This is a genomic window from Microcystis sp. CS-574, assembly GCF_028329095.1.
In the GTDB taxonomy this organism is placed as follows: domain Bacteria; phylum Cyanobacteriota; class Cyanobacteriia; order Cyanobacteriales; family Microcystaceae; genus Microcystis; species Microcystis ichthyoblabe_A.
Genome location: NZ_JAQMSY010000032.1, coordinates 1 through 26,781, shown reverse-complemented (window position 1 = coordinate 26,781; position 26,781 = coordinate 1). Strand labels below are relative to the sequence as shown.

27 protein-coding genes and 1 pseudogene are annotated in these 26,781 nt (G+C 43.1%); 18 read left to right on the top strand and 10 right to left on the bottom strand.

Annotated features, from left to right (window positions below):
* The 8 genes and pseudogenes from PN470_RS02500 to PN470_RS02465 all read left to right on the top strand — a co-directional run.
* Window positions 1-183, top strand: a pseudogene (locus PN470_RS02500) (cation:proton antiporter); the annotation flags it as partial.
* On the top strand, window positions 180-563 hold the full coding sequence (locus PN470_RS02495; protein WP_002745310.1) for a Na+/H+ antiporter subunit E: 384 nt from the start codon (window positions 180-182) through the stop codon (window positions 561-563). The pseudogene PN470_RS02500 and the gene PN470_RS02495, both read left to right, overlap by 4 nt.
* Window positions 560-811, top strand: coding sequence for a hypothetical protein (locus PN470_RS02490; RefSeq protein ID WP_002739224.1), 252 nt, complete (start codon window positions 560-562; stop codon window positions 809-811). Before PN470_RS02495 ends, PN470_RS02490 begins: the two co-directional genes overlap by 4 nt.
* On the top strand, window positions 808-1,077 hold the full coding sequence (locus tag PN470_RS02485) for a monovalent cation/H(+) antiporter subunit G (protein ID WP_002761419.1): 270 nt from the start codon (window positions 808-810) through the stop codon (window positions 1,075-1,077). Before PN470_RS02490 ends, PN470_RS02485 begins: the two co-directional genes overlap by 4 nt.
* Before the next feature lie 8 nt (window positions 1,078-1,085).
* On the top strand, window positions 1,086-1,628 hold the full coding sequence (locus PN470_RS02480) for a DUF4040 domain-containing protein (RefSeq protein WP_272103552.1): 543 nt from the start codon (window positions 1,086-1,088) through the stop codon (window positions 1,626-1,628).
* On the top strand, window positions 1,628-2,290 hold the full coding sequence (locus PN470_RS02475; protein ID WP_002738825.1) for a Na(+)/H(+) antiporter subunit B: 663 nt from the start codon (window positions 1,628-1,630) through the stop codon (window positions 2,288-2,290). Before PN470_RS02480 ends, PN470_RS02475 begins: the two co-directional genes overlap by 1 nt.
* A 547-nt stretch (window positions 2,291-2,837) precedes the next feature.
* The gene (locus tag PN470_RS02470; RefSeq protein WP_272103550.1) at window positions 2,838-3,620 is read left to right on the top strand and encodes a pentapeptide repeat-containing protein; all 783 of its coding nucleotides are present in this window, start codon (window positions 2,838-2,840) and stop codon (window positions 3,618-3,620) included.
* 48 nt (window positions 3,621-3,668) lie between these two features.
* Window positions 3,669-4,121: a hypothetical protein gene (locus PN470_RS02465; RefSeq protein WP_272103548.1), complete on the top strand. Its 453-nt coding sequence runs from the start codon at window positions 3,669-3,671 to the stop codon at window positions 4,119-4,121.
* Window positions 4,122-4,138: 17 nt separating this feature from the next.
* On the opposite strand, the gene PN470_RS02460 is transcribed toward PN470_RS02465, so the two are convergent.
* Together PN470_RS02460 and gatB are read right to left on the bottom strand one after the other, a co-directional pair.
* Window positions 4,139-4,789, bottom strand: a complete 651-nt coding sequence (locus PN470_RS02460; RefSeq protein ID WP_002745320.1) for a ParA family protein — start codon at window positions 4,787-4,789, stop codon at window positions 4,139-4,141.
* Window positions 4,790-5,031: 242 nt separating this feature from the next.
* A complete protein-coding gene (gene gatB, locus PN470_RS02455; protein ID WP_272103546.1) occupies window positions 5,032-6,504 on the bottom strand; it encodes an Asp-tRNA(Asn)/Glu-tRNA(Gln) amidotransferase subunit GatB in 1,473 nt (490 codons plus the stop codon).
* Between the two features lie 716 nt (window positions 6,505-7,220).
* On the opposite strand from gatB, the gene PN470_RS02450 reads away from it, so the two are divergent.
* The gene (locus PN470_RS02450) at window positions 7,221-8,750 is read left to right on the top strand and encodes a pyruvate kinase (RefSeq protein WP_272103544.1); all 1,530 of its coding nucleotides are present in this window, start codon (window positions 7,221-7,223) and stop codon (window positions 8,748-8,750) included.
* Window positions 8,751-9,033: 283 nt separating this feature from the next.
* Here the strand turns inward: PN470_RS02450 and PN470_RS02445 are convergent, their stop codons facing one another.
* Window positions 9,034-9,228, bottom strand: a complete 195-nt coding sequence (locus tag PN470_RS02445) for a hypothetical protein (protein WP_002738625.1) — start codon at window positions 9,226-9,228, stop codon at window positions 9,034-9,036.
* A gap of 236 nt (window positions 9,229-9,464) precedes the next feature.
* Between PN470_RS02445 and PN470_RS02440 the strand changes: the two genes are divergently transcribed.
* From PN470_RS02440 to PN470_RS02425, 4 genes are all read left to right on the top strand, one after another.
* On the top strand, window positions 9,465-10,040 hold the full coding sequence (locus PN470_RS02440; protein WP_130758082.1) for a hypothetical protein: 576 nt from the start codon (window positions 9,465-9,467) through the stop codon (window positions 10,038-10,040).
* A 1-nt stretch (window position 10,041) separates the two neighbouring features.
* A complete protein-coding gene (locus PN470_RS02435; RefSeq protein WP_272103541.1) occupies window positions 10,042-11,721 on the top strand; it encodes a glycosyltransferase family 39 protein in 1,680 nt (559 codons plus the stop codon).
* Window positions 11,722-11,732: 11 nt separating this feature from the next.
* Window positions 11,733-11,942: a hypothetical protein gene (locus PN470_RS02430; protein ID WP_002752080.1), complete on the top strand. Its 210-nt coding sequence runs from the start codon at window positions 11,733-11,735 to the stop codon at window positions 11,940-11,942.
* Window positions 11,943-12,247: 305 nt separating this feature from the next.
* Window positions 12,248-12,646, top strand: a complete 399-nt coding sequence (locus PN470_RS02425) for a hypothetical protein (RefSeq protein WP_002738634.1) — start codon at window positions 12,248-12,250, stop codon at window positions 12,644-12,646.
* A 106-nt stretch (window positions 12,647-12,752) separates the two neighbouring features.
* Here PN470_RS02425 and PN470_RS02420 read toward each other — a convergent pair whose 3' ends face one another.
* From PN470_RS02420 to rpmH, 5 genes are all read right to left on the bottom strand, one after another.
* Complete coding sequence (locus PN470_RS02420; protein WP_002739254.1) at window positions 12,753-13,247, bottom strand: Jag family protein; 495 nt, start codon at window positions 13,245-13,247, stop codon at window positions 12,753-12,755.
* On the bottom strand, window positions 13,247-14,395 hold the full coding sequence (yidC, locus tag PN470_RS02415) for a membrane protein insertase YidC (RefSeq protein ID WP_002739053.1): 1,149 nt from the start codon (window positions 14,393-14,395) through the stop codon (window positions 13,247-13,249). The genes PN470_RS02420 and yidC overlap by 1 nt, the downstream gene beginning before the upstream one ends.
* Before the next feature lie 84 nt (window positions 14,396-14,479).
* Complete coding sequence (locus PN470_RS02410; protein WP_002738951.1) at window positions 14,480-14,875, bottom strand: PH domain-containing protein; 396 nt, start codon at window positions 14,873-14,875, stop codon at window positions 14,480-14,482.
* Complete coding sequence (gene rnpA / locus PN470_RS02405; RefSeq protein ID WP_130758085.1) at window positions 14,865-15,227, bottom strand: ribonuclease P protein component; 363 nt, start codon at window positions 15,225-15,227, stop codon at window positions 14,865-14,867. Before rnpA ends, PN470_RS02410 begins: the two co-directional genes overlap by 11 nt.
* 26 nt (window positions 15,228-15,253) lie before the next feature.
* The gene (gene rpmH, locus PN470_RS02400; RefSeq protein WP_002739276.1) at window positions 15,254-15,391 is read right to left on the bottom strand and encodes a 50S ribosomal protein L34; all 138 of its coding nucleotides are present in this window, start codon (window positions 15,389-15,391) and stop codon (window positions 15,254-15,256) included.
* A 91-nt stretch (window positions 15,392-15,482) separates the two neighbouring features.
* On the opposite strand from rpmH, the gene PN470_RS02395 reads away from it, so the two are divergent.
* Both PN470_RS02395 and PN470_RS02390 read left to right on the top strand, forming a co-directional pair.
* Window positions 15,483-17,447: an amylo-alpha-1,6-glucosidase gene (locus tag PN470_RS02395; protein WP_271939096.1), complete on the top strand. Its 1,965-nt coding sequence runs from the start codon at window positions 15,483-15,485 to the stop codon at window positions 17,445-17,447.
* 90 nt (window positions 17,448-17,537) lie between these two features.
* Window positions 17,538-18,179 carry an HAD-IA family hydrolase gene (locus tag PN470_RS02390; protein ID WP_271939098.1) on the top strand — a complete coding sequence of 214 codons (642 nt, stop codon included), beginning with the start codon at window positions 17,538-17,540 and terminating at the stop codon, window positions 18,177-18,179.
* Between the two features lie 94 nt (window positions 18,180-18,273).
* Here the strand turns inward: PN470_RS02390 and grpE are convergent, their stop codons facing one another.
* Window positions 18,274-18,996 (bottom strand): nucleotide exchange factor GrpE, encoded by a 723-nt coding sequence (grpE, locus tag PN470_RS02385; RefSeq protein WP_002738986.1) that lies wholly within the window; start codon window positions 18,994-18,996, stop codon window positions 18,274-18,276.
* Between the two features lie 240 nt (window positions 18,997-19,236).
* On the opposite strand from grpE, the gene PN470_RS02380 reads away from it, so the two are divergent.
* The 3 genes from PN470_RS02380 (at window position 19,237) to PN470_RS02370 (ending at window position 23,853) form a co-directional block, all read left to right on the top strand.
* Window positions 19,237-21,252 carry a GspE/PulE family protein gene (locus PN470_RS02380; protein ID WP_271939101.1) on the top strand — a complete coding sequence of 672 codons (2,016 nt, stop codon included), beginning with the start codon at window positions 19,237-19,239 and terminating at the stop codon, window positions 21,250-21,252.
* 138 nt (window positions 21,253-21,390) lie between these two features.
* Window positions 21,391-22,497: a type IV pilus twitching motility protein PilT gene (locus PN470_RS02375; protein ID WP_103111796.1), complete on the top strand. Its 1,107-nt coding sequence runs from the start codon at window positions 21,391-21,393 to the stop codon at window positions 22,495-22,497.
* Window positions 22,498-22,638: 141 nt separating this feature from the next.
* Entirely contained in the window at window positions 22,639-23,853 is a 1,215-nt protein-coding gene (locus tag PN470_RS02370; RefSeq protein WP_103111795.1) for a type II secretion system F family protein, read from the top strand.
* A gap of 220 nt (window positions 23,854-24,073) precedes the next feature.
* Here the strand turns inward: PN470_RS02370 and PN470_RS02365 are convergent, their stop codons facing one another.
* Entirely contained in the window at window positions 24,074-26,644 is a 2,571-nt protein-coding gene (locus tag PN470_RS02365) for a TIGR03960 family B12-binding radical SAM protein (protein ID WP_271939107.1), read from the bottom strand.
* Between the last annotated feature and the right edge of the window lie 137 nt (window positions 26,645-26,781).

Here is a 26,781-nt window from a genome sequence, read left to right as displayed (position 1 = left end):
GATGCCTACAATCTGGGAAATATCAGCAAAGCTTTAGGGATTATTGCTATCGGTTGGGGGTTGTATCTAGGGATATTTAAAAAGCTGTCCTTACAATTATCAACAGCTTGGGAACAATTTGATAATCTCGTCGGTATGATGAGTATAATGTTAGTTCTATTATTTTGGATGGTCTTAGCATGATCGGACATATAATTCTGCGTTTAACTATGTGGTTTTTGCTCACCGCTAATTTTACCCCCGCTAATATTATGATCGGGGTGGCTATTGCTTTTCTTTTGCCCCGTAATTTCGCCTCTAGCGAAACTTTAGGCGATTGGTTAAAGGTAATAATTAAAGTTTTTATGGCTATTCCCCAAGCTTATAAAGAAGCGTTTGAGATTATCTTTCGTCCCCACAAGGAAGAAGAAATTATTTTCGAGAGAATGTCGGGTAAACGTTCACCCAGATTGGCTTTTTGGGATATATTTCTCATTACCTTTACCCCGAAAACTATCGTCACCGAATACAAGGAAAATGAGGGTTATGAAGTTCATGTAATTAAACGGAGTACCCAGGGATGAATATTGTTCTCATTGCCATGATTGTCGCCCTATTAATTCCCCTTTATGAAGTGGCAAAAAATGATGACATCTGGCAAAAAATGGCCGCCTTTGCCAGTGCTTCCAGTAAATCATCGATTATTATTCTAGTGGTGTCGGTTCTGCGGGATGATTGGATGATTGGAGTGGTAGCAGTGATTATTCTCAGTGTCGGTAATGCCGGATTTATGTTATTAGCACAAATTCTTAAACGACTGAACGAATCATGATTAACATTTTCAGTTATATCTGTATCGCTATCGGAGTTTTTTTCTGGTTTTGGGGAACGGCGCATCTTTTAGACAAGCGCTCGGTATTATATAAATTACATGGTCTATCTGTCGCTGATACTTTGGGTTCGATGGCGATTATTTTCGGGCTACTTTTGAAAGTTCCCCAAAATTGGCCTTTATTATTATTGGCAATAATTTCCCTAGCAATTTGGAACACCATGTTAGGCTACGTTTTAGCTTATACTTCTAGCGATCGAGAGTAAAATTAAAGATGAATGAAAGTTATCTCTATGTTATTGTTGCCCTCTTGCCTTTAACTGCGGCGATGGTAATATTACAATCCAATCCCTACCAAGCTCTAGTAATTCGCGGGGTTTTGGGAGCAATAGCCGCTTTAGTTTATGCTTTATTAGGGGCAGCAGATGTGTCTTTAACCGAAGCTTTGATGGGAACCATGTTAGCCGTAACTCTCTACGCGGTGGCGATTCGTTCCTCTTTAGTGATGCGTTTAGGAGTAATTGCCGAGGAAAACGATACAGTTTTAGAACAGTTAAAAACTCAACTACAAACGGTTTTAAGTAAACGTTTTATGCGTTTAGAATTAGTTGCCTACAGTGATAAACAAGCTTTGCAACAGGCACTTATAGATAAGGATATTCATGCCGTCTGTATCCGTCAAGACAATCTAGAAACCATCCCCTACGAAACCACAATTAGATTACCCTATCTCTACGATATTTTTAAAAATGAATTAACGGCAGCCAACACGATTTTAACCTGTATTGAAACCCCAAAATTAGAGGAGAAACACTAATGAAATGGATTTATACTCTAGCCGCTATTGCCTTCGCTGTCAAAATGGTAATTATTCCCAATACTGCTTCCTCTATATCATCCTTAGAAATTGTTGAATCCCTGGTGCGCGATGGCGGTGTTCCTAATGCGGTTTCGGTGGTTATTTTTCGTAATCGTCTCTACGATACCATCTATGAAGTGGTTGTTTTTACCATTGCCATTATGGGGGCGAATTTTCTTTTAGCCACCGAAAAACCCGCCAGTAAAATCCATCAATTTACCGACCAACCTTCAATTATTTTAGCCCGTTTAGGGTCAACAATTGCCGCTTTAGTGGGCATTGAATTAGCTATCCGCGGACATTTAAGTCCGGGGGGAGGTTTTGCCGCCGGAGTCGCCGGAGGTACGGCAATTGGCTTAATAGCAATTACCTCGTCTCCCGAATGGATGCAAGCAATTTATCGCCGTTGGCAAGCGGCAACATGGGAGAAAATTTCCGTCTTAGTTTTTATTGTTTTAGCCGCCATTACTCTCTCAGGATTTGAGTTACCCCACGGGGAATTAGGGGCGCTATTTAGTGGGGGTATTTTACCGATACTAAACATTTTAGTCGCCGTTAAAGTAGCTTTAGGTTCTTGGGCAGTAATCCTCGTTTTTATCCGTTATCGCGGTTTATTGTGAGAGGTTAATATAGTCATTTCAATTAAGATTGAGAATATCAATGTCGGGGTAAGCGCATCTTAACAATCCTTGACAAAATGAACTTTATGTGAGTTGCTTACCCAGAGGACGATTCAAGCATATTTGAGTAGAATTTACCATCTCAATTGTTAAGCAAAAATAGACCAAATGGGTCGATTTCCTAACTATTCTAATCGACTGGTATCACTTGAAAGTCCCACGCGGATCACAAAATTGGCCAATTGTCAATAGCGTTTGAGACGCTTTCACCCTGCTCGCTTCCCCACTTCTCTCTCCCTAACCCCCAACAGCACAAATTAAGTTTTGTATCAAAAATTTGCTAATTTTGCTGTTATGTGCTATACAGTTACGCGTCAAAACAGGATAGAAAAACGAGATTTTCTTAATTACCAGACATTTTCTCAAATTTTATGGCAACTCTCCCAGAGTCAAATTATCCTGAAAGAAATCCTCTCCTAGAAAATCCGACAAGACTCAGAGAAATTGTAGCCATTAATGCTTTTATCCTTGTATTAGGACTTCGATAATGAAAGAATTGGAGCGATACTATAAAGTTTTAGGGTTAGATCATGGGGCATCTCTCGATGAGATCAATCAAGCCTACAAAGATTTGGTGTTTATTTGGCATCCCGATCGCATTCCCAAAGATAATCAGCGTCTTTTGGAAAAAGCCACCGCTAAACTGCAAGAAATTAACCAAGCTAGGGAACAATTGCGGCAAATTCATCAAAATTCTCCTAAACGCTCCAATTCCGCCCCTAAAACTGAAACACAGCCCGCCCACGCCTATAAAACTGCTTCTCCCTATCAGCCTCACCCTAGCCAACCCGGCCAAAATTCCCAAACCCACAGTCAACAAACCCACAGTCAACAAACCCATAGTCAACACAGCCACTCCCAGAATAACCATCAGGTTCACAATCATGGCGCCTGGCGCCCTCACTATCGGGATTTAAACGGAGCCGATTTACAGGGAGCTAACCTGAAAGAAAAAGATCTCTCTAGTCGCAGTCTCATCGGGGCTGATTTAAGCCATGCCGACTTAAGCGATAGTTTCCTGCACAAAATTAACCTAGAAAAGGCTAATCTGTACAAAGCTAATCTTTTTCGCGCCAATCTCCTCGAAGCGAACCTTAAAGGCGCAAATTTACAGGAAGCCAATCTCATCGGGGCGGATTTAAGCGGGGCGGATCTGTCGGCGGCGGATTTACGCGGGGCAAAAATTGGCTTTGGTAAGCGTATTATGGTGAAATTAACCGGGGCAATTTTAACAGGAACAATTCTCCCCGATGGTTCGATTCATCAATGAATAACCTCTTGCTAATTTTGATTTTTCTTTAATAGGAACTATCACCCGATGGGCATTTATTACACAATCGCTGCTGTTTTTCTAGGAATGCAATTAGCCACAGGAGAAAATTTATCGGCGGTAAATCATGATTTTCTCCGACTGCAAAAAGCTCTAGAAAAACATAATTTTATCGTCAAAATTGCCCCGCCACCAGTGCGAGGAGCCTACGGTTTATTTGATAGTAAAACTAGAATTATTTGGATTCATCCCCTAGTTTTTGACTTAGGTATTGCCCGACCAACATTAATTCATGAAGCTGTCCATGCCGCTCAACTTTGTCATGGAGGCAAAACAGTTAAAGCTCTTAATTTAGCCATAGAACCACCAGCAATGACCAGAAGATTTTTTATGAATTATCAGGGTTTTAGCAGACAAATCGAAGCCGAAGCCTATACTATTCAAGTTCAGCCCGATGGTCTAGATTTAGTCATTTCTTTACTACAAAAATATTGTCCTTAGAAAACCTGTCCATAAATCTACCAATCCCGTTCTAATTCTTCGGCCACACGACGATAATCGGCGCTGGCTTCTTGGGCATTTTTACCGCGCCAATTGGTAATAGCAACCCCGTCTAAAACGGCTTTTTCGTGGGCCTTATAATTTCTGACAAAAGCATGACAAGCGGGAATACCTAATTCTAATAGAGTATTTTGTGCTTCTAAAGTTTCCTTAAGACTACGGGAATCCACTTTTGTTAATAAAACCCGATAGGCAATTCCTAGGGGTTTAACTGCCGTGCGTACCGTGTCAATTAAAGCCATTAAATCCATCGGTGCGGGAGGAGTCGGTAAAATTAAATAATCTGATTCTGCTATTACTGCCGTCAGTAATTCGGAGCGCAAAGCTGGTGGTGTGTCAATCACGATCAGATCGTACTCGATAATTTGACGCAATTCTCCTAATTTCTCTGTATTAATTTGCTTGGCTAAATCAAATACCATACCCGCTTGATTTCTTTCTACCCACCAAGTGGAGGAACCCTGCGGATCCGCATCCACCAGCAAAACACGCTGATTCTGCCCCCAAATTGCCGCTAAATTGACCGCAGTGGTGGTTTTACCCACACCACCTTTACCGTTGACAACAGCGAGGATTTTTGGGCTATTAGGCTTTAATTGCGAGGTCATTTTCAGTTATCAGTTATCGGTTATTTTAGCTGTCAGGAGACAGGAGACAGGAGGCAGGAGGCAGGAGACAGGAGACAGGAGTCAGGAGACAGGAGGCAGGGTGGTCACTGCGTGCGCGTTGCGGGGGGTTTTGGGGTGATAGGGTGTTAGGGTGTTAGGGTGTTGGGGTGTTAGTTGAAATTCCCCCACTTCCCCACTTCCCCACTTCTCACTTCCCGCTCCCCACTGATCACTGAATATAACTAACCAGAAAGTTTTTGATCTAAGATTTGGCTAGTTAATTTAGGATCGGCTTTACCGCCGCTTTTTTTCATGACTTGACCGACAAAAAATCCCTTAAGATTGGTTTTACCAGCACGGAATTTTTCTAACTCACTTGGATGGGCGGCGATAATTTCCTCGATCAGTTTTTCGATCGCAGAATTGTCAGAAATTTGTATTAATCCTTTCTTTTCCACCAGCGCTTTTGGTGAACCGCCTTGGCTGAGAAGTTCTGGTAAAATTTCCTTAGCAATTTTGCCACTAATTGTTCCCGTTTCAATCAGTTTAACTAATTCCGCTAAGTCTGACGCTTGCAGGGCAATTTCCGTGATCGTCAGCTTATTATTATTTAAATAAGCGGCGATATCTTGACTGATCCAGTTAGCGACTAATTTCGCATTTGCCCCCGCAATTACCGCAGTTTCAAAATATTCGGCCACGGTGCGATCATCGGTTAAAACCCTAGCATCGTAGGGGGAAAGACCAAATTCTTCTTCATAACGACGACGTTTACGAGCGGGTAATTCCGGTAATTCTTCCGCCCAAGCTTTTAACTGTTCGGGGGAGACTTCTAGGGGGGGTAAATCCGGTTCGGGAAAATAGCGATAATCGCTAGAACCTTCTTTTTTCCGCATACTAATCGTCCGTTGAGTAGCTTCTTCCCAAAGACGGGTTTCCTGTACGATCAGTTCGCCATTTTCGATCGCTTCAATTTGTCGATCAATCTCGTATTCTATGGCTTTTTGGATAGCACTAAAGGAGTTCATATTTTTAATTTCTACCTTAGTCCCGAACTTTTTAGTGCCTTTTTTACGAACGGAAATATTGACATCGCAGCGCAGGGAACCTTCCTGCATATTACCGTCACTGATGCCGAGATAACGCACTAAACGCCGTAATTCTTGGGCATATTCCGCCGCTTCGGCCCCGGTGCGTAAATCCGGTTCCGAGACAATTTCTAATAATGGTACACCTGTACGATTAAAATCCACGAGGGAATGGGTGGAACCGGAGAGACGTTCGCTGCCAGCATGAACCAGTTTTCCCGCGTCTTCTTCCATGTGCAGACGGGTAATGCCAATAATTTTGCGGCTAACTTCCTTAGTTTTTTTATCGACGATCTCGATTTCTAGTTGACCCTGTTCGACAATAGGGAGATCATACTGGGAAATTTGATAATTTTTCGGCAGGTCGGGATAAAAATACTGTTTGCGATCAAATTTGCTATGAGGTGTGATTTTACCGTCGATAGCTAATCCCAGTTTAACGGCACTGGCCAGGACTTCTTGGTTAAGGACGGGTAATACCCCAGGATAACCCAAACAGATGGGACAGACGTTAGTATTGGGGGGACTATCGAAGTTGGTGGGACAGGAACAAAATATCTTGCTTTTGGTGTTCAGTTGACAGTGGGTTTCTAAACCGATAATTGCTTCGTATTCAGTGGCAGACATATTTTATCGCTCTCGCCGACACAGGAATGATCTGTTTAATCATTATAGTCGCGATTCTGGAGCATTCCCTCCCTTCATAAAACTTAATACTGTAGTTACTAATCACTTTATGCACCTTTAAGTAGGTGGGTGGAATTAAATATAAAATGAACGTAGGTTGGGTTGAAGCATGAAACCCAACGCCCGCTCATGTTACGCTACCGCTAACCCATCCTACAAATAATTGTGCCTACCTACTTAATATAGCTCAAAAAAGATAATTTATTCAGCCAATGTACGCCATTATTTTAAATTTTATCAAAGGCATAAGACAGGGAAGCTTATCGATAATTTTTCACCGATAAACCTAGCTTTTTGAGTATCGACCACCGACCACCGAAAACCAAAACTTCCCACCTCACCGTTAAGATAACCGCCATAAATCGTAGCAAAAATTAACTTCTAGAGACGGGATATTTGCTTAGTATAGAAACAGAGAGATTATATCTGAGAACTGACCCCATAACCAGCCAAAAGCAATATAAGCGGCGAAAGTGAGCATTTTCTAGGCAAATATTGCCTTAGTAAGTAGGTGGGTGGAATTAAATATAAGATGAACGTAGGTTGGGTTGAAGCATGAAACCCAACGCCCGCTCATGTTACGCTACCGCTAACCCATCCTACAAATAATTGTGCCTCCCTGCTTAATTGACGATTTTTACTTTTTACTTAATTTTATGTCTTTAACTCTCTCAGAACAACTCAAACGAGAACAATTATCCTATCCCCAAACTCTCCTCCATCATCTGCAAAGGTTACGGCATTTTGTGACAGTGGAAGGAGAGGAGAAATTGCAGCAGTGGAAAAACCTGATTGAAAGGGAAAATTTTCAACCTAGCACCCGTAATTTAGCCTATTATCTCGCCCTGAGACAAGAAGATATCCGGGATTTGCAATTAGCTTTAATGCCCTGGGGATTATCTTCCCTAGGCCGGATTGAATCGAAAGTTTTACCGACTCTCGATGCGGTAATTGCCACTTTAGGGGCGGTTTGTCATCAAGAAGCCTCATTATTACCCAAACATCCCCCTTTAGAGGCATTTTTCCAAGGAGATCAACTTTTAGCCTCCCATAGCGCCGAAGTTTTCGGTCTGCCTTCCCCCCAGCGTCGGGTGCGAATTATGGTGACAATGCCGACGGAGGCGGCAACCGACCCCGATTTTATCGCCCAATTACTGCGTTGCGGGATGGACTGTATTCGCATTAATTGCGCCCATGATAGCCCGAAAGAGTGGCAGGGAATGATTGAAAATCTGCGCGAGGCAGTCAAAAATCCCGAAAATTTAGTCAATGGACATACCTGTAAAGTTTATATGGACTTAGCCGGTCCAAAAATCCGTTTAGAACAGATTTTAGCTCCCCAGTCCCAAACCAGACTATATCAAGGGGATTTTCTCCTCTTAACCACCCAACCGCCCCATACTGCCCATCCTCAGTATTTTCAGGCTAATTGTTCCCAACCGGAAATTATTCCCCAAATTCCCGTCGGGGCGAAAGTTTGGATTGATGATGGTCATATTGGGGCTGAAGTTATTGCCATAATGCCGGAAGGTCTTTTACTAAAAATTACCCACGCCAGGGAGAAAGGGGAAAAACTCAAAGCAGATAAGGGACTAAATTTCCCCGATACCGTCTTAAATATCGATCCTTTGACCGCAAAAGACCGGCAAGATTTAGATTTTATTGCCGAAAATGCCGATATTATCGGTTACTCTTTTGTACAAAAAGCCAGCGATATCGAGACACTACAGCTAGAGTTACAAAGTCGTTTGGGGGATGCTTGGCGACAAAAAGCAATTGTGGCCAAAATAGAAACACCTTTAGCCGTAAAAAATCTACCGGAATTAATCATCCATGCCGCCGGTAAACAACCTTTTGGGGTGATGATTGCCCGGGGTGATTTGGCTGTAGAAATTGGCTATCAAAGATTAGCAGAAATTCAAGAGGAAATTCTCTGGTTATGTGAAGCAGCCCATATTCCAGTAATTTGGGCTACCCAAGTCCTAGAAAATCTGGTCAAGAAAAGTATTCCCTCCCGGGCCGAGATTACCGATGCCGCTATGGCCGAAAGGGCCGAATGTGTCATGCTGAATAAGGGGGAATATATCCGCGAAGCGGTGACAATTCTCGATGATGTTTTACAAAGAATGCAGACCCACCAAGCTAAAAAAACGCCACAATTACGCGCTCTCCATTCTTGGGTTTAAGCAGTTTCAGTTATCAGTTATCAGTTATCAGTTATCAGTTATCAGTTATCAGTTCACTGTTTACTGTTTACTGATCACTGAAAAAACTACCCACTCCCCCACACCTTGGCTCTTCTAGGTTCTGTGTGATAAGTTTAACTTACATAGGATCGATCTTTGTGTCCTTTGTGTCTTTGTGGTTCGCTCCACTCCCTCGCTAGGAGTAATGTATCTTAGAATACATTTTACCCACCAAACCTGGGAGAGCCACACCTTTTCAACAGGATTGAGAATCAGAGGTAAATTAACGCATATTATTGACCGCACCGCTAACCAAACCAGCGCTAACATAGCGACCATAACCATCAAGACGGTTTTGTTGAGCGATTCGGGAGGGATTATTGACGAGATCGGCAACTCCCACACCCATCATCACCACGGAGATAACTGCGATTAAGTAGTTACGGACAAAAGTTGGATTTTGGTGGCTGACTAACATGGTTGTTACCTCTCTTTCCTGTCGATAACCTTAGAATACGAGAGGGTTTGGGGTGATGTCAGTCCCATAATTCCGGGTGACAGAAGTGGAAAAAAGTGGAATCCACAGATAAGCTATGATTTTTTGTCGATTAGAATCGGTAAATAGGGAATCGGGAACAGGAAAAGGGCAATATTCGTCGCTTATATGGTTAAATAATCAGTAAATTGCCTAAAAACTGACATATTCTCCAGAATATGACCCTAGAAACAGCGATTATGACCATAAAATTTTTCTGGCCTTTAGTTTTAGGATTATCTATTGTTATTATTGACAATGGGCAATATTTGAGAGCAGAAACGGTAACTTTGAGCGCCAGTCAACGGCAACAACTGCGATCGCTAGATGCTAAGATTATTTTACCTAACTATATCCCCCCCGGATTTCGGGCCAGCGAGATTAAAATCCTCGCAGAAGAGGGGAAAGGATACGCAGTCCTCTTTGAAAATGCCGAGAATAGCTGTTTTTTGGTGGAAGGAATCGAAAACGCCAGGGGCGATGATGGTTTAGAATTAGAGGGAACCCTAGCGCTCAATTCCCCACTATTTGGAGAAGGATACTGGCTTAATTATGGTACACCCCAAGACTCGGAATTAAGGCAACAATTTCCCGAACCCGATTTGTATTCCGATTGGATGAAAATGGGAGAATATTTTTATCGTCTCAGTGGGGCATTAATTGCCCGGGAGGAGTATGATTATCCTAATTGCCGTCAAGATATTTCCCCATCGGAAGCGGTTAAAATAATCGAATCTTTTGGAGATAACAATTAAATTGAATTTATCTACAGTCATTTCTAATCTACAACAAAAAGGCAAGGAGCGGTTAGCTTGGTCTGATTTTTTTTGGTTAGGATTAGTAATAATTTTGGGACTGGTTATTAGGTTAACACAATTAAATAGCAAACCTCCCTGGACGGATGAATTTGCCACTATGGTTTTTAGTATTGGCAATAATTACCAGATAGTGCCGTTAAATCAAATAATTTCCCTAGACACTTTATTAGCACCTCTCCAGAGCAACCATCAGGCAACTATTGCCGATGTAATTAAATTAGTTATTCAGGAGGACAATCATCCACCTTTATATTTTATTTTCGCCTATTTCTGGAATAAATTATTCTTTGATCGGGTAGAATATGTATCTTTAGCAGGAATGCGATCGCTGGCAGTATTTTGGGGAGTTATTTCGATTCCTCTAATTTATTTTATCAGTAAATTGGTCTTTAAATCAGGCTCGATCGCTTTTCTTGCGGCGATTTTAATGGCGGTTTCTCCCTACGCGGTTTTTATCTCCCAAGAAGCGCGTCATTATACTTTAGCGGTTGTATTTGTCCTCATATCTTTAGGCTGTTTTCTGAGGGCAAGCAGCAAAATTATCGACCATAAGAGAATATCCCATACTTTGGTTTTTTTCTGGTTAATTGTCAACTGTCTAGGTTTATTAGTCCACTATTTTTTTAGTTTAACTATCCTAGCGGAAGTGCTAACTTTATTATGGATTTTATTCAATCAAATCAAACAAAAAAACTTTTGGATAACTAATTGGTGGCGTTTAAGTTTAGTTTTTTTAGGTAACTTGAGCTTTATTATTATTTGGTTTATCAGCTTTGTACCCAAAGATTATGGCAATCAGATGACTGGTTGGATTCAGAGAGACAATGATAGTTTTTTAGCCGTAATTAGCCCCTTTTTTCAGTTACTGGGAACATTAATAACTATGCTTTCCCTGCTCCCCGTTGAATCAGAATCTTTAATAATTATCTTGATTTCTGGGGCAATAATGATCGGTTTTTTTCTCTGGATTATCCCACAATTAAAAACAGCATGGCTAGACTCCTATAAACCAGAATTAGGCATTCTATCGGCATTTTTTCTCAGTTCAATTGCCATTTTCTTTGTCATCACCTATCTGCTTTCGATCGATATTACCCGGGGAGCTAGATATAGTTTTGTTTACTTTCCCTCGGTAATTTTAATTCTAGCAATTTTATTAGATAATTGTTGGCAAAGGCAGCAGAAAAGAATAGTAATTATTGTAATTATCATGGCTTTAGTTAGTTCCCTAAGTGTGACTTTTAATTTAGGCTATCGTAAGTATTATCGCCCAGATAAATTAGTTACCACTATCGAAAATAATAGCCGTTATCCGTTAGTAATTGCCACTAGCTATAGGAGTTTGGTGCAGGTGGGAGAAATGATGGGAATTGCTTGGGAATTTAACCAAAGATTTCCCGATAAAAACCCTAAGTTTATCTTAGTTAACCCAGAAGAAAAGCCAAATTTTAATCGGTCATCTTCTCCCCCTTTTGAATTATGGTTAATCAATTTCCATTCTTCAATAGATTTATCGGACTGTCAACCTTCAGAGTTGTCCTCCAATTATGTAACAGGTTATCAATATCAAAAGTTTCTCTGTGGGCGATCGATGGATTATAATAATAAAGTTAAGTAGGGCTATTAACTATGATTATTTGGGTAAATGAACAGATTGATCCCTGTGGTTTAGTACAAGCTTGTATTGCCTGTCAAGACGAACAAGCGGCAAAAGATTGTCATCAAAGTTGGTTAACCAATCTTACGGACGAACAAAAACAAGCGGGGTGGGTAGCAGTTTTAAGAACCGTAGAATCCTGGGATGATGTACCAGTAAATGCTCTGAAGTTAAGTTATTAACTAGGGTTTGCGGCAAAAAGTTTTGCGTGGGTGTGGGGTGTTTTTAAAGTTGAATGGGGAGTTAATCCCACTATTAACAATGTCAATCGATGACAAAATTTTGGCTGCCAGAGCTTTGAGAGCAAAAACAGGCGAAAAGACAGAAGAGAAAGGAGATATCTGGCTAAAATAACGTCAGTTCGGGTTAGGCAGATTTTACCATGACTTTCAGGAAAGAATAGGACTGACTGGCTAAGGTAAAATTAGGGTTTCGGCTTATCTTGAACTGAGGTTAAAATAAAAAATATTTCAGTTATCAATTTTTCATGAATATCAGACAAGAAATCACTTTATTGATGATGTGCATGGCATTTTCGAGTACATTTTTCGGTGAGGTTTTCGCTGCTCCACGTCTTGACTGGCACAGTGCCGATTTTGAAGGTCTGCGAGTAATTGCCGAGTCAGCTTGGAAGACCGAATACGAAGCAAAGAAACGCGGGGAAGAACTACACTTCAAATATGGATTTCAAAATCTGGGTATTCTTTGGATTCCTTACTATAGTAATCTATCGGGAAAATCGCTCTATCAAACAATTATCGTTCCAGAGGGCAATTGTGATCGATTTTTACAAGAGAATATTCGACGAATCAATCGCGATGCCTACTGCTTTACACCCAGTAATCGTGGTTTAGCTCCCAATCGTCGAGGTGGTCGTATTTTCTAATTTTATATCTCCACGGCTGTGATAATTCTCAACTCAATTTTAGAGTGAGCAAGAAGGCTAAAGCCTAAAATAAAAAAGAGGGCAGGTTTTACCCCACCCTTTGATCCTACTTTAAACGAATTACTAACCGGCGATCGGGTTCCACGCCGCGACTTTCCGTGGTTAAATCGTTTTCTTCCTGAAAAAAGGCATGGATTTGGCGACGTTCCGCCGAAGATAGGGCTTTTAATTCTATTTCCTGTCCTGTTTGCCGCACTTGCGTCGCCGCTTGATTAACCCAGTCGAAAAGTTCTGACTGTCTTTGTTGACGATAGCCATTGATTTCGACAATATAGAACTGATGTTCTGCCGACTCGACACCAATATTCAGAATCGTATTAGCTAGGGATTGAATCGCATCCAGTCCCTCACCCTTGTTAGCGAGGAGAAGTTCCACTTGTTGGGGACTCAATTGACTGCTATCAATAATTAACCAACAGGAGGAAGGTCCAGTTCCCAATTCCTGCACACCAATCTGGACATCTGTGGGCATGGCCATCAACTTTAGCAGTTTTTCCAGCCATTGTTTAGCTTTCTCGCTATTTTGCTCCCATATACTCATTACGATGTTTTTTCCTTTTTCTTGCTAGAACGTTTTTCAAAGGGGAGAGCATCGCGGGATTTTTCCGTTTTTTCCTGTTCCGCTACCAATTTTTGCAGGTTTTCCGGTAAAGGTTCCCGCATCAAAATCACCGTTTGAATAGTTTGGAAGATGTTCGCAGTTAAGATATACATCAATACCCCCGCCGGTAAGGGGAAAAACAGGAACATCATACTAAAAATTATCGGGGTGATTTTATTCACCGTTTGCTGTTGTTGGGCTGCTCCCCCCGAAGGAGCGCCGGCACCGGATAACTCTTGGTTAACATAGATACTAATACCGAAAGCGATCACCATCGCCAAGATATCCCAGTGAATTTCACCATTGGCACCGGTTGCCCCAATTCTTCCCAGGGCCTCAATAAAGAGAAAACCCGTATTAGCGGCAATCCCCGGCACGATAACTTTAATACTGGCATCTCCGGGGGCTAAAGCGACGATAGAACCGTCTTCATTAACTTGCACCAGTTCTTGACCTTTAACCACCTCGTAGGTGGGTTTTAGGTTATTTTCGGGTGCTTCCGTGGCTAATTGGCTTAAAGACTTGCCCTGGTCGTTTTGCAGGTCGATTTTTACCTGTTCTCCCGGGGCGATTTTATTGCCTTGGGGTAAAAAAGCGGTGATGGGATAGTGGAGAGACTCGTCAATATAAACGTTTTGGGGTTTGGTGCCATAGGGTTGGCGCTGGACGAGGGCGATTTGTTCGCTCGGTAACACCTGTAAATCGACGGTGTAGTTAATATCCGAGAAGGGGGAACCCCGCAGCGTCGCAAATAAAGCCAAAAGAATCGGCATTTGTAATAACAGGGGTAAACAACCCGCTAGGGGATTGCCCAACTCCTGCATTAATTTGCCCATTTCCTCCTGTTGTTTTTGGGGGTCATTTTTGTAGCGTTGTTGAATTTCTGCCTGTCTTTCCTTCATCAAGGGTTGAGTGATTCGCATTTTTCTCATATTGCGAATCTGGCCGGCGCTGAGGGGAAAGACGGCAAATCTGACCACCAGCGTTAAAGCAATGATGGCGAAACCGTAACTATGCACAATCCGAAAGAAAAAATCTAGGATTGGCAACATGATATTTGTGGAAATAAATCCGACTCCAAAATCCATGGCTTTAATCTATGCCTTCTCGTTTAATGGGGGTTCACTTTGACAAATCTAATTTATCGAATCGCGGCGATCGATTATTTTGTTTTATTGACTGATGATCGATTCTAGGGGACGACCGGTTTTATCGGCGACTCTTTCGGCAATGTAGTCATGAATTTCCCGGAATTTCGGCATCGCTCGCATTTCTAAACGACTTCTATCCTTGAGAGTTACGACAATGTCTCCCCAAAGACCAATTCCTCTCGGCATTTTTGCCACTTTTGCCACTTCTGAATAGATAATATCTGTGCGATCGCGTCCCATCCAACCCCCAGTGATTGAAATCCGCCGATCGGTTATCTTATATCTTAACCAGATTGCCCGCACCACTGCCCCAACGGTTAAAGGTAAACAAATCACTGTAAATCCTAGCAGTATATTGATGATTAGGTCGCCGATGTGCGGACCGCCTTCATAAAAAGTTTCTTCTTTAATGCCCATGAATTATATTGGCCTTCACTAACAACTGCTTTAATTCTCGCAAAAAATGTTCATAATTGCACTCGATCGCCCCGGGACGGATAATGATTATTCCTCGCCATCCTGTCGCTATTTCTGGCAATAACTGCCGAATTACCGCTCTTATTTGCCTTTTTAGTCGATTACGAACCACCGCTTTTTTACTAACTTTCTTGCTAATCGAGATGCCAAAACGACTGGGAAGAGCCTTATCCGGGCCAGAATCCTCTAAACTAATTAAGGTTAAGTGGGAACCGTGATAACGCTTCCCTGTTCCATAGACAGCTTGAAAATCCTGTCGATGTTTTAAGCGATGAACTTGGGGTAATCCCACGAAAATTAGTCGGTTCCCAGAATAACCTAAACACTTAAACGATAGCGTCCTCTTTTCCGACGAGCTTTAATCACTTTACGTCCGTTGACGCTACGCATTCTCGCTCTAAATCCGGAAGTGCGCTTCTGTTTGCGCGTGGTTCCTTCTAAAGTACGTTTACTCACTGCTGATTTTTCTCCTTAAGATAGAGTTAGTCTATAGATATTAAAGACACAATTTCTGATTATAACAAAATTCCTAGGAATTTGGAAGCCTATGGTCAAGCTCCGTTTTGGTCGGGATATCTGTAATTGTCTCCCGGTGGCTGAAAAGCGCGAATGGTTAGTCACTAATGGTATTGGGGGTTTTGCCTCGGGAACTGTGGCCGGATTGCTAACGCGCTGTTATCATGGCCTCTTGATCGCTGCTTTGGCTCCACCGACGAAAAGAACACTTCTAGTGACTAAAATCGATGAATCGGTACAATATAACCAGAAACTCTATCATCTGGCCAGCAATCGCTGGTTAGGTGCTACGATCGAACCACAAGGCTATATTAATATCGAAAGTTTTCATCTGGAAGGGACAATTCCCGTCTGGACTTTTATCTGTGGGGATGCCTTACTAGAAAAGCGTATCTGGATGGAACAGGGAGAAAATACCACCTATACCCGCTATACCTACCTTCGCGGCAATTCTCCTTTAACCCTGAATCTGACTGCTTTTGTCAATTATCGCGATTTTCACGGCAATACCCAGAGTTTTAACTGGCAAATGGCTATTAGTCCCCTAGAAAAAGGAGTAAGAGTGATTGCATATAACAATGCTGTACCTTTTTATCTATTAATCAGTCAAGGAGAGGTTTTTCCCGCTCATATCTGGTATTATCGCTTTGATTTGGCTGTGGAACGTTATCGTGGTTTAATCGATCGGGAAAATCATCTCCATGCCGCCAGTTTTTCGGCTACTCTTAGAGTGGGAGAATCGGTGACAATTGCCGCTAGTACCCGTCCCGATCCCAGTTTAGACGGTCAATCTTCTCTAGAGTCTCGCTATCGCTACGAAAATAGTCTGATTAATCCCCAGCAGCCGCCATGGATTCAACAACTTACCCTCGCTGCCGACCAGTTTATCGTTAGTCGTCCTCTCCGGGATCAACCGGATGGCAAAACGATAATCGCGGGTTATCCTTGGTTTGGTGATTGGGGTCGCGATACGATGATCTCCCTAAGAGGATTAACTTTGACTACAGGCAGATCTGCGATCGCCAGTCAGATTTTACTAACTTTTTCCCGTTATCTAGACCGGGGTTTATTGCCCAATTTACTGCCCGATGGCGGAGAAATGCCCGAATATAACGCTGTCGATGCTATTCTTTGGTATTTTGAAGCCATTCGTTCCTATTTTAACCAAAGCCAAGATTTTGAGTTTCTCAGAACTATTTATCCCGCTTTAACGGAAGTGATCGCTTGGTTTCGTCGCGGTACTCGCTACAATATTCACCTAGATGACGATGGTTTGATCTATGCCGGCGAAACGGGAGTACAGTTAACTTGGATGGATGCCAAAGTTGATGATCTGGTGATTACTCCCCGCATCGGCAAACCCGTAGAAATTAATGCCCTTTGGTTCAATGCCCTAAAAATTATGGTTCAATTTGCCCATTATTTGGGCATGGATGCCACTGATTACGAAAAAATGAGAGAAATGACCTTAAAAGGGTTTTCTCGCTTCTGGGACGATTCTCTAGGGTACTGTTACGATGTTTTAGATACGGACAAGGGTAATGATGCCAGTTTACGACCGAATCAACTTTTTGCCCTGTCTTTGTCGGTGGAGGAGTTATTAAATTCCCCACAGAAAAAGGCCATTCTCGATATTTGTGCTTTAAAACTTTTGACTTCTCGCGGTTTGCGATCGCTAGATGCCGATCATCCTGATTACCTTGGCGTTTACAGTGGCGATCGCTTAAAAAGAGATAGTGCCTACCATCAGGGGACAGTCTGGGGATGGTTATTAGGGGCATTTATCGAAGCCCATCTAAAAGTCTATCGCGATCCCATCCTAGCCCAGAGTTTTTTAACACCGATGATTGACCATCTTCGGGATAGCTGTATCGGTAATTTAAGTGAAATTTTCGATGGTAATGCTCCTTTTACTCCTAGGGGTGCTTTTGCCCAAGCATGGACGGTGGCAGAGGTATTAAGGGTTTGGCAAGGGATCCAAGAATTTCGGCCATAATCCTTTAAAATAAGCAATGGTTAGGTGTGTTAAACCCCCCAAAAGACCGACCCTAAAAACCTCAGTTAGACCGTTAAAGACAAAACTCTTATGCAGAAACCGCAAGTTATTTTTCTCGATGCTGTGGGAACCCTTTTTGGGGTAAAAGGCAGTGTCGGAGGAATTTATAGTCAAATAGCGGCGGATTTTGGGGTAGAGGTGGCGGCCGAGAGTCTAGAACAGTCTTTCTTGGCTATTTTCCCCACTTCTCCCCCCCTAGCTTTTCCTGACGTTGAACCGGCACAAATTCCTGAGTTAGAGTATCGCTGGTGGCGATCGCTGACTGGGGCAGTTTTTAATAATTTAGGTTATCTGGGAAGATTTCCCGATTTTGAGGCTTTTTTTGGCGAACTTTATCATCATTTTGCCACGGCCGAGCCTTGGGTGCTGTACGAGGATGTCATTCCCGCTTTAAGACTCTGGCAGATTCAGGGGATCGAGTTGGGCATTATTTCTAATTTTGATAGTCGTATCTACCAAGTTTTGGCCGAATTAGGCTTAGAATATTTTTTTCGATCGATCACGATTTCTTCTCAGGCAGGAGCAGCTAAACCCGATGCTGAAATTTTTCAAATCGCCCTGCAAAAACATGATTGTCCCTCGGCACAAGCTTGGCATATTGGCGATAGTAAAAAAGAGGATTACCAAGGGGCAAAAGCTTTGGGTATAGAAGCGTTTTTAATTAAAAGATAAAAGCGAGAAAAAGTCTTTCAGTGGGAAGAGGGGATAGGGAGGAAAAACATATCCCCAAAACCAAAATATCTGAACACTTTTTGATGTGGAGGTGTTAGAGGGATTCCTGGGATGGAATGGAAGGAGATTCGGACTGATCAGCGTTAGGATCTGTCTCTTTGGGGGCGGCCACTTTTACCAAAGCATGACGCAAAACATCTTCTCCGAGAGTGTATCCTCGCACTAGCTGCTCGACTACCGTGCCTTCGGGATGTTCATCGGTGTACTCCCGCATCATCGCTTCGTGGTAGCTAGGATCAAAGGGTTGACCTTCCGGACGCATGGGGGAAACGCCCAAACGCTTGAGACTGTCCACTAAGGTTTTATAGACCCCTTGGTAACTCTTGTGAATACCCATCTCGCCATCGTTAGCTGGTTTAATTTGAGTACGAGCGCGCTCAAAATTATCCACCACACCAAGAATTTCCATCAGGGTTTTGCCCTTGATTTTTGTTTCCAGTTCCTCTTTTTCCTTGGCCGTGCGTTTGCGAAAATTGTCGAACTCGGCTGCTAGAGTGATATAGCGTTTCTTATAGGCATCAACCTGTTGGGTTTGTTCCTCTAACTGCTGTTTGAGAGTATCAATTTCCTCTTGTAGAGTATCGATAGTCATTCCACCTAGAAAGGAAAATTCCTCGCTAGAGGCGGCCTTGTCCGTCACCGTTTTGGCTTCATCGGTGACACTGGCTTCTGATTCGTTTGTAGGAGATTCAGGGGAATTAGAAGAGGATTCTTGGTTTTCGTCGAAAATTGCCGAGGTATTTGGTTCTGCACTCATGGTATAGGATTTTAGTGGGGAATTTGGCAATATATGACCATTTAATGCTGATTTTGGTCTTTAAGTACCAGCTAATAATCAAGGTTTAACCCTTAATGTAACATTTTGTGGACAAGATCCGTAACTAGATATAAGCGGCCCCGATAGATAATCAGTGATCTAGAAAAATTTTTGCTAGAATGCAGTTTTCTCAGTAAAATTGGGAAGATTAAAGGCTAGTGAAGAGGTTAGGAATCGTCTATGACATTTTCTTCCAAGAAAACCCGTGCTGTCGCCCTACGCAATTACTTTTCCCCCTTTGGTAACAAGTTAGTGCAGTCGGGCTATATCGGTGCCGAGCAAATGCAACAGGCCCTGGTAGAAACGCGGAAATCGGGACGATCGCTAGTAGAAATATTGCAAAAACTAACCGGGCGGCCTTTGCCCCCGGATTTACAGCGACAGTATAAGAAAAACCAGTTATTTGAACTAAAAATCCTCTACGGAGTCGAATCGCTCGACCCAGAATTGAGCGATGTGGATGGACTGGAAATAGCCAGGCTGATCGATTCTTTGATTCCGATCGATCTTTGTCGTCGCTATCGTCTCATCCCCCTGCGTCGAATCGAAGGAGAGCCAGCCGCGATTTTGATAGCCATGGTCGATCCTGACAACCTCGAGGCTACTGACGATATCAATCGTATCCTCCGCCCCAGGGATTTAGGTTTACAGCGTTTGGTGATTGCCGGGGAAGATTATGAAAGATTACTGGAAAAATTCCACTCGGCTCAATCGGAACTAGAACGGGAGAAAGCCCGACTGCAAAAAGAAAAAGAACTGGAAAAACTCTCGGATCTGACCGATATTGTCGGCAGTCTTGATTTGACCTCTGGTGTTGCTAACGATGAAGTGGCCGATGATCTCGGAGAAGGGGATGCTAATCAAGCCCCCGTCATCAACCTTGTCAATAAAATTATAGCTAAAGCTCTACAGGAAGGATCCTCCGATATTCACATCGAACCCCAAGAAGAATTCCTGAAAATTCGCTTTCGCAAAGATGGAGTTCTTCATCAAGCTTTTGAGCCACTGCCGAAAAAAATTGCCCCGGCGGTCACAGCCCGGTTTAAAATCATGGCCGATCTCGATATTTCCGAACGTCGTCTTCCCCAGGATGGTAAAATTCGGCGGATGTATCAAGGACGAAAAGTAGATTTTCGGGTTAATACCCTGCCCAGTCGCTACGGGGAAAAAGTCTGTTTAAGGATTCTCGATAACTCGGCTACCCAGTTGGGTTTAGATAAACTAATCACTGATCGAAATACTCTGCAAATCGTCCGAGACATGGCTAGTCGTCCCTTTGGTCTGTTGCTGGTGACAGGCCCCACCGGTTCAGGGAAATCCACCACTTTATACTCGGTGTTAGCGGAAAGAAATCACCCTGGGGTCAATATTAGTACGGCCGAAGACCCGATCGAATATTCTCTGCCAGGCATCACCCAGGTGCAGATAATTCGCGAAAAAGGCATGGATTTCGCCTCGATTCTGCGGGCATTCCTGCGACAAGACCCGGATGTGATTCTGGTGGGAGAAACTAGGGATAGGGAAACGGCTAAAACGGTGATCGAGGCCGCCTTAACCGGTCACTTGGTCTTAACTACCCTACACACCAACGATGCCGCAGGTGCGATCGTTCGTCTTGATAAGATGGGGATTGAACCGTTCATGATTTCTGGTTCTCTGTTGGGAATCTTGGCCCAGCGTCTCGTGCGGCGCGTCTGTACCCAGTGTCGGGTCGCCTATCACCCTAGTCAAGAGGAATTAGCCCGTTTTGGTCTTTCCGCTGCCAATGAACAGGAAGTGACTTTTTATAAGGCTAATACCCTAACTATGGAGGAAATTCAACAAGCGCGAAAACAGGGCAATCTCTGCCTTAAGTGTGCTGGCAGCGGTTACAAAGATCGCATCGGTGTCTATGAGGTAATGCAGAATAGTGAACGAATACAGCAGTTAATTAACCAAGGGGCGACAACCGATCGCATTAAGGAGGCGGCCGTTGATGAGGGCATGGTGACACTCCTAGCCTATAGTTTAAATCTGGTGCGCGAGGGTTACACCACCCTCGAAGAAGTAGAACGGGTGACACTGACCGATTCTGGTCTAGAAGCGGAATTAAAAGCCAAACGGAAAAGCGGTTTAATCTGTAGTGGTTGTCGCGCCGAACTACAACCAGAATGGCTCGATTGTCCCTATTGTATGACACCGCGATTTAGTGATTAAGACAGTTTTTCAGTTATCAGTTATCAGTTATGAGATTTGAGTTTTAAGTAAGGAGTATTAAGTGAGTAGTCTTAAATAGCACTTTCCCAATGTCTTTTCACTGTTCACTGATTTTACCTTATAGATGGGGTTTAACTTATGGAATTAATGATCGAAGATTTAATGGAACAATTGGTCGAGATGGGCGGTTCCGATATGCACATTCAGTCTGGGGCGCCGGTCTATTTTCGCATTAGTGGCAAACTGTCCCCGATTAATGAAGAATCTTTAACCCCGCAAGATTGTCAGAAATTGATTTTTAGTATGCTCAATAATACCCAAAGAAAAGAGTTAGAGCAGAATTGGGAATTAGACTGTTCCTACGGGGTGAAAGGATTAGCAAGATTTAGGATAAATGTTTATAAAGAAAGGGGAGCCTATGCAGCTTGTTTACGCGCTTTGTCCTCTAAAATGCCTAACTTTGAACAATTAAATTTACCAGAAGTGATCCGAGAATTATCGGAAAGACCGAGGGGATTAATTCTCGTAACTGGCCAAACAGGTTCAGGTAAAACTACCACTTTAGCGGCAATTTTAGACTTAATTAATCGGACTAGGTCTGAACATATTTTAACTGTAGAAGACCCAATTGAATACGTTTTTCCTAATATAAAAAGCCTGTTTCACCAACGACAAAAAGGAGAAGATACCAAGAGTTTTGCTAACGCACTAAGAGCAGCTTTACGGGAAGATCCTGATATTATCCTTGTGGGAGAAATGCGGGATTTAGAAACAATTAGTTTGGCAATCACGGCGGCGGAAACCGGTCACTTAGTCTTCGGAACCCTACACACTAGCTCGGCAGCGGGAACAGTGGATCGGATTATTGACGTTTTCCCCGCTAACCAACAGGCACAAATTCGCGCCATGTTATCCAATTCTTTACTAGCAGTTTTTAGTCAAAACCTAGTCAAGAAAAAAAATCCCAAACCGGGGGAATTTGGACGGACAATGGTACAGGAAATCATGGTGGTAACTCCAGCGATCGCTAACCTAATTCGCGAAGGAAAAGCCCCCCAAGTTTACTCGGCAATTCAAACGGGAATGAAGCTAGGAATGCAAACTATGGAACAGGGATTAGCTAATTTAGTTGTTAGCGGTGTTATATCCTTTGAAGAGGCAATTTCTAAAAGTAGTAAACCCGATGAATTACAACGTCTGGTCGCTGGGTCCGTTGCTAACGCCAAAACTAAAGCCCGTTTCTAATGATAAATACTGTTTAAAAGGCATAGGAGATTGGGGAGTACCGAAGCAGGGACAATAAATAAAAATAATCTCCTGACTCCTGATGGCTAACAGCTAACAGCTAAAAAACTGATAACTGATAACTGATAACTAATTTGTCCTATGCCTACTTTTGTCGCACAAGTTAAAAGCAGCTCTGGAAAAGTTTTCCAAGAGAAAGTTGAAGCTATGTCTCCCGATCATGCTCGAATGATACTGAAGGCAAAATATGCCGCCGTCGGTAAAGTCAAAAAAGCGGGAGGAGAGATCGATCTTTCTAGTTTAGAGTTGATATTTGCCAAGATTTCCATCAAAGATAAAGCGGTTTTTTCCCGTCAATTTTCGGTAATGATTAATGCTGGTGTGCCGATTATGAGATGTTTGGGAGTTTTGGGGGATCAGTCCAGTAATCCCAAGATGAAAAAGGCCTTACAAGCGATTAGTGCTGAGGTACAGCAAGGAAGTCCGTTATCGGAAGCGATGGCCAAACATCCGGAGTGTTTTGATGAACTTTATGTCAGTATGATCGAAGCTGGAGAGACGGGGGGGGTACTCGATGAAGTGCTGCTCCGTCTCTCGAAACTTTTGGAAGATATGGCCCGCTTGAAAAACCAGATTAAATCAGCGATGACCTATCCGGTAGCGGTGGGAATTTTGGCGATAATTGTGTTTTTCGGGATGACGATCTTTTTAATTCCCGTGTTTGCGAAAATTTTCACCGATTTGAAGGTGCCACTACCAGCTTTAACGCAATTTATGCTCTTTTTAAGTGGTGTGATGCGTAGTTGGTTGATTTTAATTCCGATTGTCACCATTGCTGCCACGGTTTTTTTGCTGCGTCGCTATTACAAAACCCCGATAGGTCGTCTGCAAATTGACTGGTTTTTCCTTAAAATGCCCCTTTTTGGCGATTTGAATAAAAAATCGGCTGTGGCTAGATTTTGCCGGGTTTTTGGGACTCTGACGCGTTCTGGTGTCCCGATTTTGAGTTCCCTTGATATAGTTTGTAATACGGTGGGTAATCAGGTAATTGCTAATACGATCGCTGGTGCTAAGAAGGAAATTCAGCAGGGGGGAATGATGAGTTTGTCCCTACAAAAAGCCAATGTTTTCCCACCTTTGGCCATTCAAATGATTAGTATTGGTGAAGAAACAGGAGAATTAGATGCCATGATGATGAAAGTAGCGGATTTCTACGAAGATGAGGTGGAACAGGCCGTTAAAGCTTTAACCAGTATCATTGAACCCTTGATGATGGTCGGTATTGCCGGGATGGTGGGAATTATTCTTCTGTCTATGTACCTACCCATGTTTAAAGTTTTCGACGCCTTGCAATAAGTTTATCAGTGATCAGTTATCAGTGACTATTGCCGGTAGCCTGAAATCAACCAGATTTTAATTTTCATCTCCTTTTATTTGATTAGGTGAATCTGTATCTTAGGAAACTTTTGGTTGTTCAAAATTACCGGCCAGCTTTGATTGATGATTACTTGGAATTAGTCGATCAAGATTAGCTGACTCTCTGGGGTTAGAGCATAAAGGGAACAATTTACGATGGTTAAGCTCCTAAAATCAAGCGCTGACGATGAAAATTAAGCAGCGAAATCTCTTGGCCAGAAACCCTTTCTAACATCTCGACGATATGATCGGGCTGCAGTAAAGTGCCATCATTGCGACAACTGCCCACATAGCACAAAACGGCTTGTTTGTCAACAGTTTTTAACTCTAATTCATATAATTGTTCTCGCAGATTAATCGTGACTTTTTTGCCGGATTTGGTGGTTTTTTCCCGTTCCATCACCGTTGCTTGTTTAATTGCCTCGATCCAATTTTGCCACTGTTGGCAGTCAATTCCCTCGCTATTAAAAGTGAGCAAATACTCAGCTTTTTCCAACAAACGGGTGGCAGCAGGAGCATTTAAGGGAATTTCTTCCACCTGATAAACCGGCAAATCTGCGGGTAATTGTGCGGTTAACTGCTGTTTAAACGTCTCTAAATCCATCACTTTTGTCAATTCAAAATCGACAATCTCACCGCTACTGGTTGCTCCCAAGGATAAAGCATTGGCGATCGAAATGCGCGGACCAGGGTGAAATCCACCAGTAAAGGAAATGGGAATAGCAGCCCGACGGACGACGCGATCAAATAAACGCACCAGATCCAAGTGGCTAACTAGGGCTATTTCGCCAATTTTGCCAAACCAAACCCGAATTCTTTGGGTGCGTTCTTGATTGGGTTGAAAATGTCCGGCAAAAGCGGGAATCGGGGGCGCTTCAATGACGATATTATGGCCAAAATCGACGCTACAAACGCCACAATGGGAACAACCCTCAAAAGAACAATCGGGGACCGTTGCCGCGTCTAGGGCGCGTTTTAAGTCCTCCTCTAGCCATTTTTTATCGATACCGGTATCCAGATGATCCCAGGGCAAAGGACGCTCTAAAATATCTTTGTCTGTATCGGCAAAAATATTCCATTCTCCCTGTTCTACCTGACGATATTTCCAAGTTAAACCGGATTCTTCGATCGCCTGTGACCATGCTTGATAGGCTTTTTCCGTATTATCCCACCAAGCATCCATCCCCGCACCCAATTGCCAAGCGCGCAGTACCACTTTCCCTAAACTTCTGTCACCGCGACCGATAAAATCTTCCATAGCCGAGATGCGGACATCGGTATAATTGACTTTTACCCCTCTCATGCCTTGGAATTCCTGTCTTAATAACTCCTGTTTGCGGATAAATTCGGCCGTGGAGACGGAATGCCACTGGAAGGGGGTATGGGGTTTAGGGGTAAAATTCGAGATAGTTAGGGTAAAATCGAGGGGTTTCCGCTTCGGTAAACGACATTCCCGACGCAACCAGCGCACCGTTTCCACGATACCGATGACATCCACATCGGTTTCCCCTGGCAAACCGATCATAAAATAGAGTTTGACCTTATCCCAACCCTGTTCGACGGCAGTTTTTATCCCTCTGAGTAATTCTTCGTTGGTTAACCCTTTGTTAATCACATCGCGCATTCGTTGGGTTCCCGCTTCCGGTGCAAAGGTTAAACCCGATTGACGATTGCCCCCAATTATGTTAGCAATATTTTCGTCAAAGCGATCGACTCTTTGACTGGGTAAGGATAGAGATATATTCTCATTCTGGAGACGGTTTTTAATCTCCATACCCACGGCAGGTAAAGCTAGATAATCGGAGCAACTGAGAGATAATAGAGAAAATTCGTTATATCCCGTCGCTCGCATTCCTTTTTCAATCGATTCGATTACTGCTTCCGGTTGCACATCCCGCGCAGGACGGGTTAACATCCCCGGTTGACAAAAACGACATCCCCGAGTGCAACCGCGACGAATTTCCACCACTAGGCGATCATGGACTGTTTCGACGAAGGGAACTAAACCGATAGAATAGGCTGGGATAGGAGTGGCTACCCGGCGTAAAATTCTTTGCGGTACATCGTCACGATTGGGGATAACTGCACCGATTGGGGTGACATCGTAGAAACGCGGCACATATACCCCCGGAATTTGGGCTAAATCTAGCAATAGTTCTTCTTTGCTTAGATTAGCTAGTTTACCTTCTTCTAAAATTAAACCGATTTCTGGCAATAATTCTTCGCCATCACCGAGGGCGATAAAATCAAAAAAGTCGGCGTAGGGTTCGGGGTTAGAGGTGGCAGTTTGTCCCCCAGCAAAAATTAGCGGATAGTTACCCGAGTCTCTTGCTCTCCAAGTCAAGGGAATTGCCGCTAGGTCGAGCATTTCTAAAATATTGGTGGCTCCTAGCTCATAACTGAGACTAAAACCGAGAATATCAAAATCTGTGAGGCAACGACGGGATTCTAGGGCAAATAGGGGGGTTTTTGTCTCTTTGAGTTTTTGGGCTAAATCCGGTGCGGGTAAATAAGTGCGATCGCAGAGTTGGCGGGGTTGTGCATTGAGGATATTGTAGAGGATAATATGGCCGAGGTTAGATGCCCCCACTTCGTACACTTCCGGATAGGTTAACACCCAACGAACCACCGCACTTGCCCATTCTTTATGTTTAGCACCTAACTCGTTGCCCAAATAACGCGCTGGTCGAAAAATGTCGGGGGTGAGCAGTTGGTCTAAAGCAATAGTCACGGCAATCTACCTCAGATATCGTCAGCAATGGGTGCTTTTCTACTATAGCAGCCAGAATCGAGTCAGTATTCAGGAGTCAGTATTCAGGAGACAGGAGATAGGAGATAGGAGACAGGAGATAGGAGGCAGCTTTATTC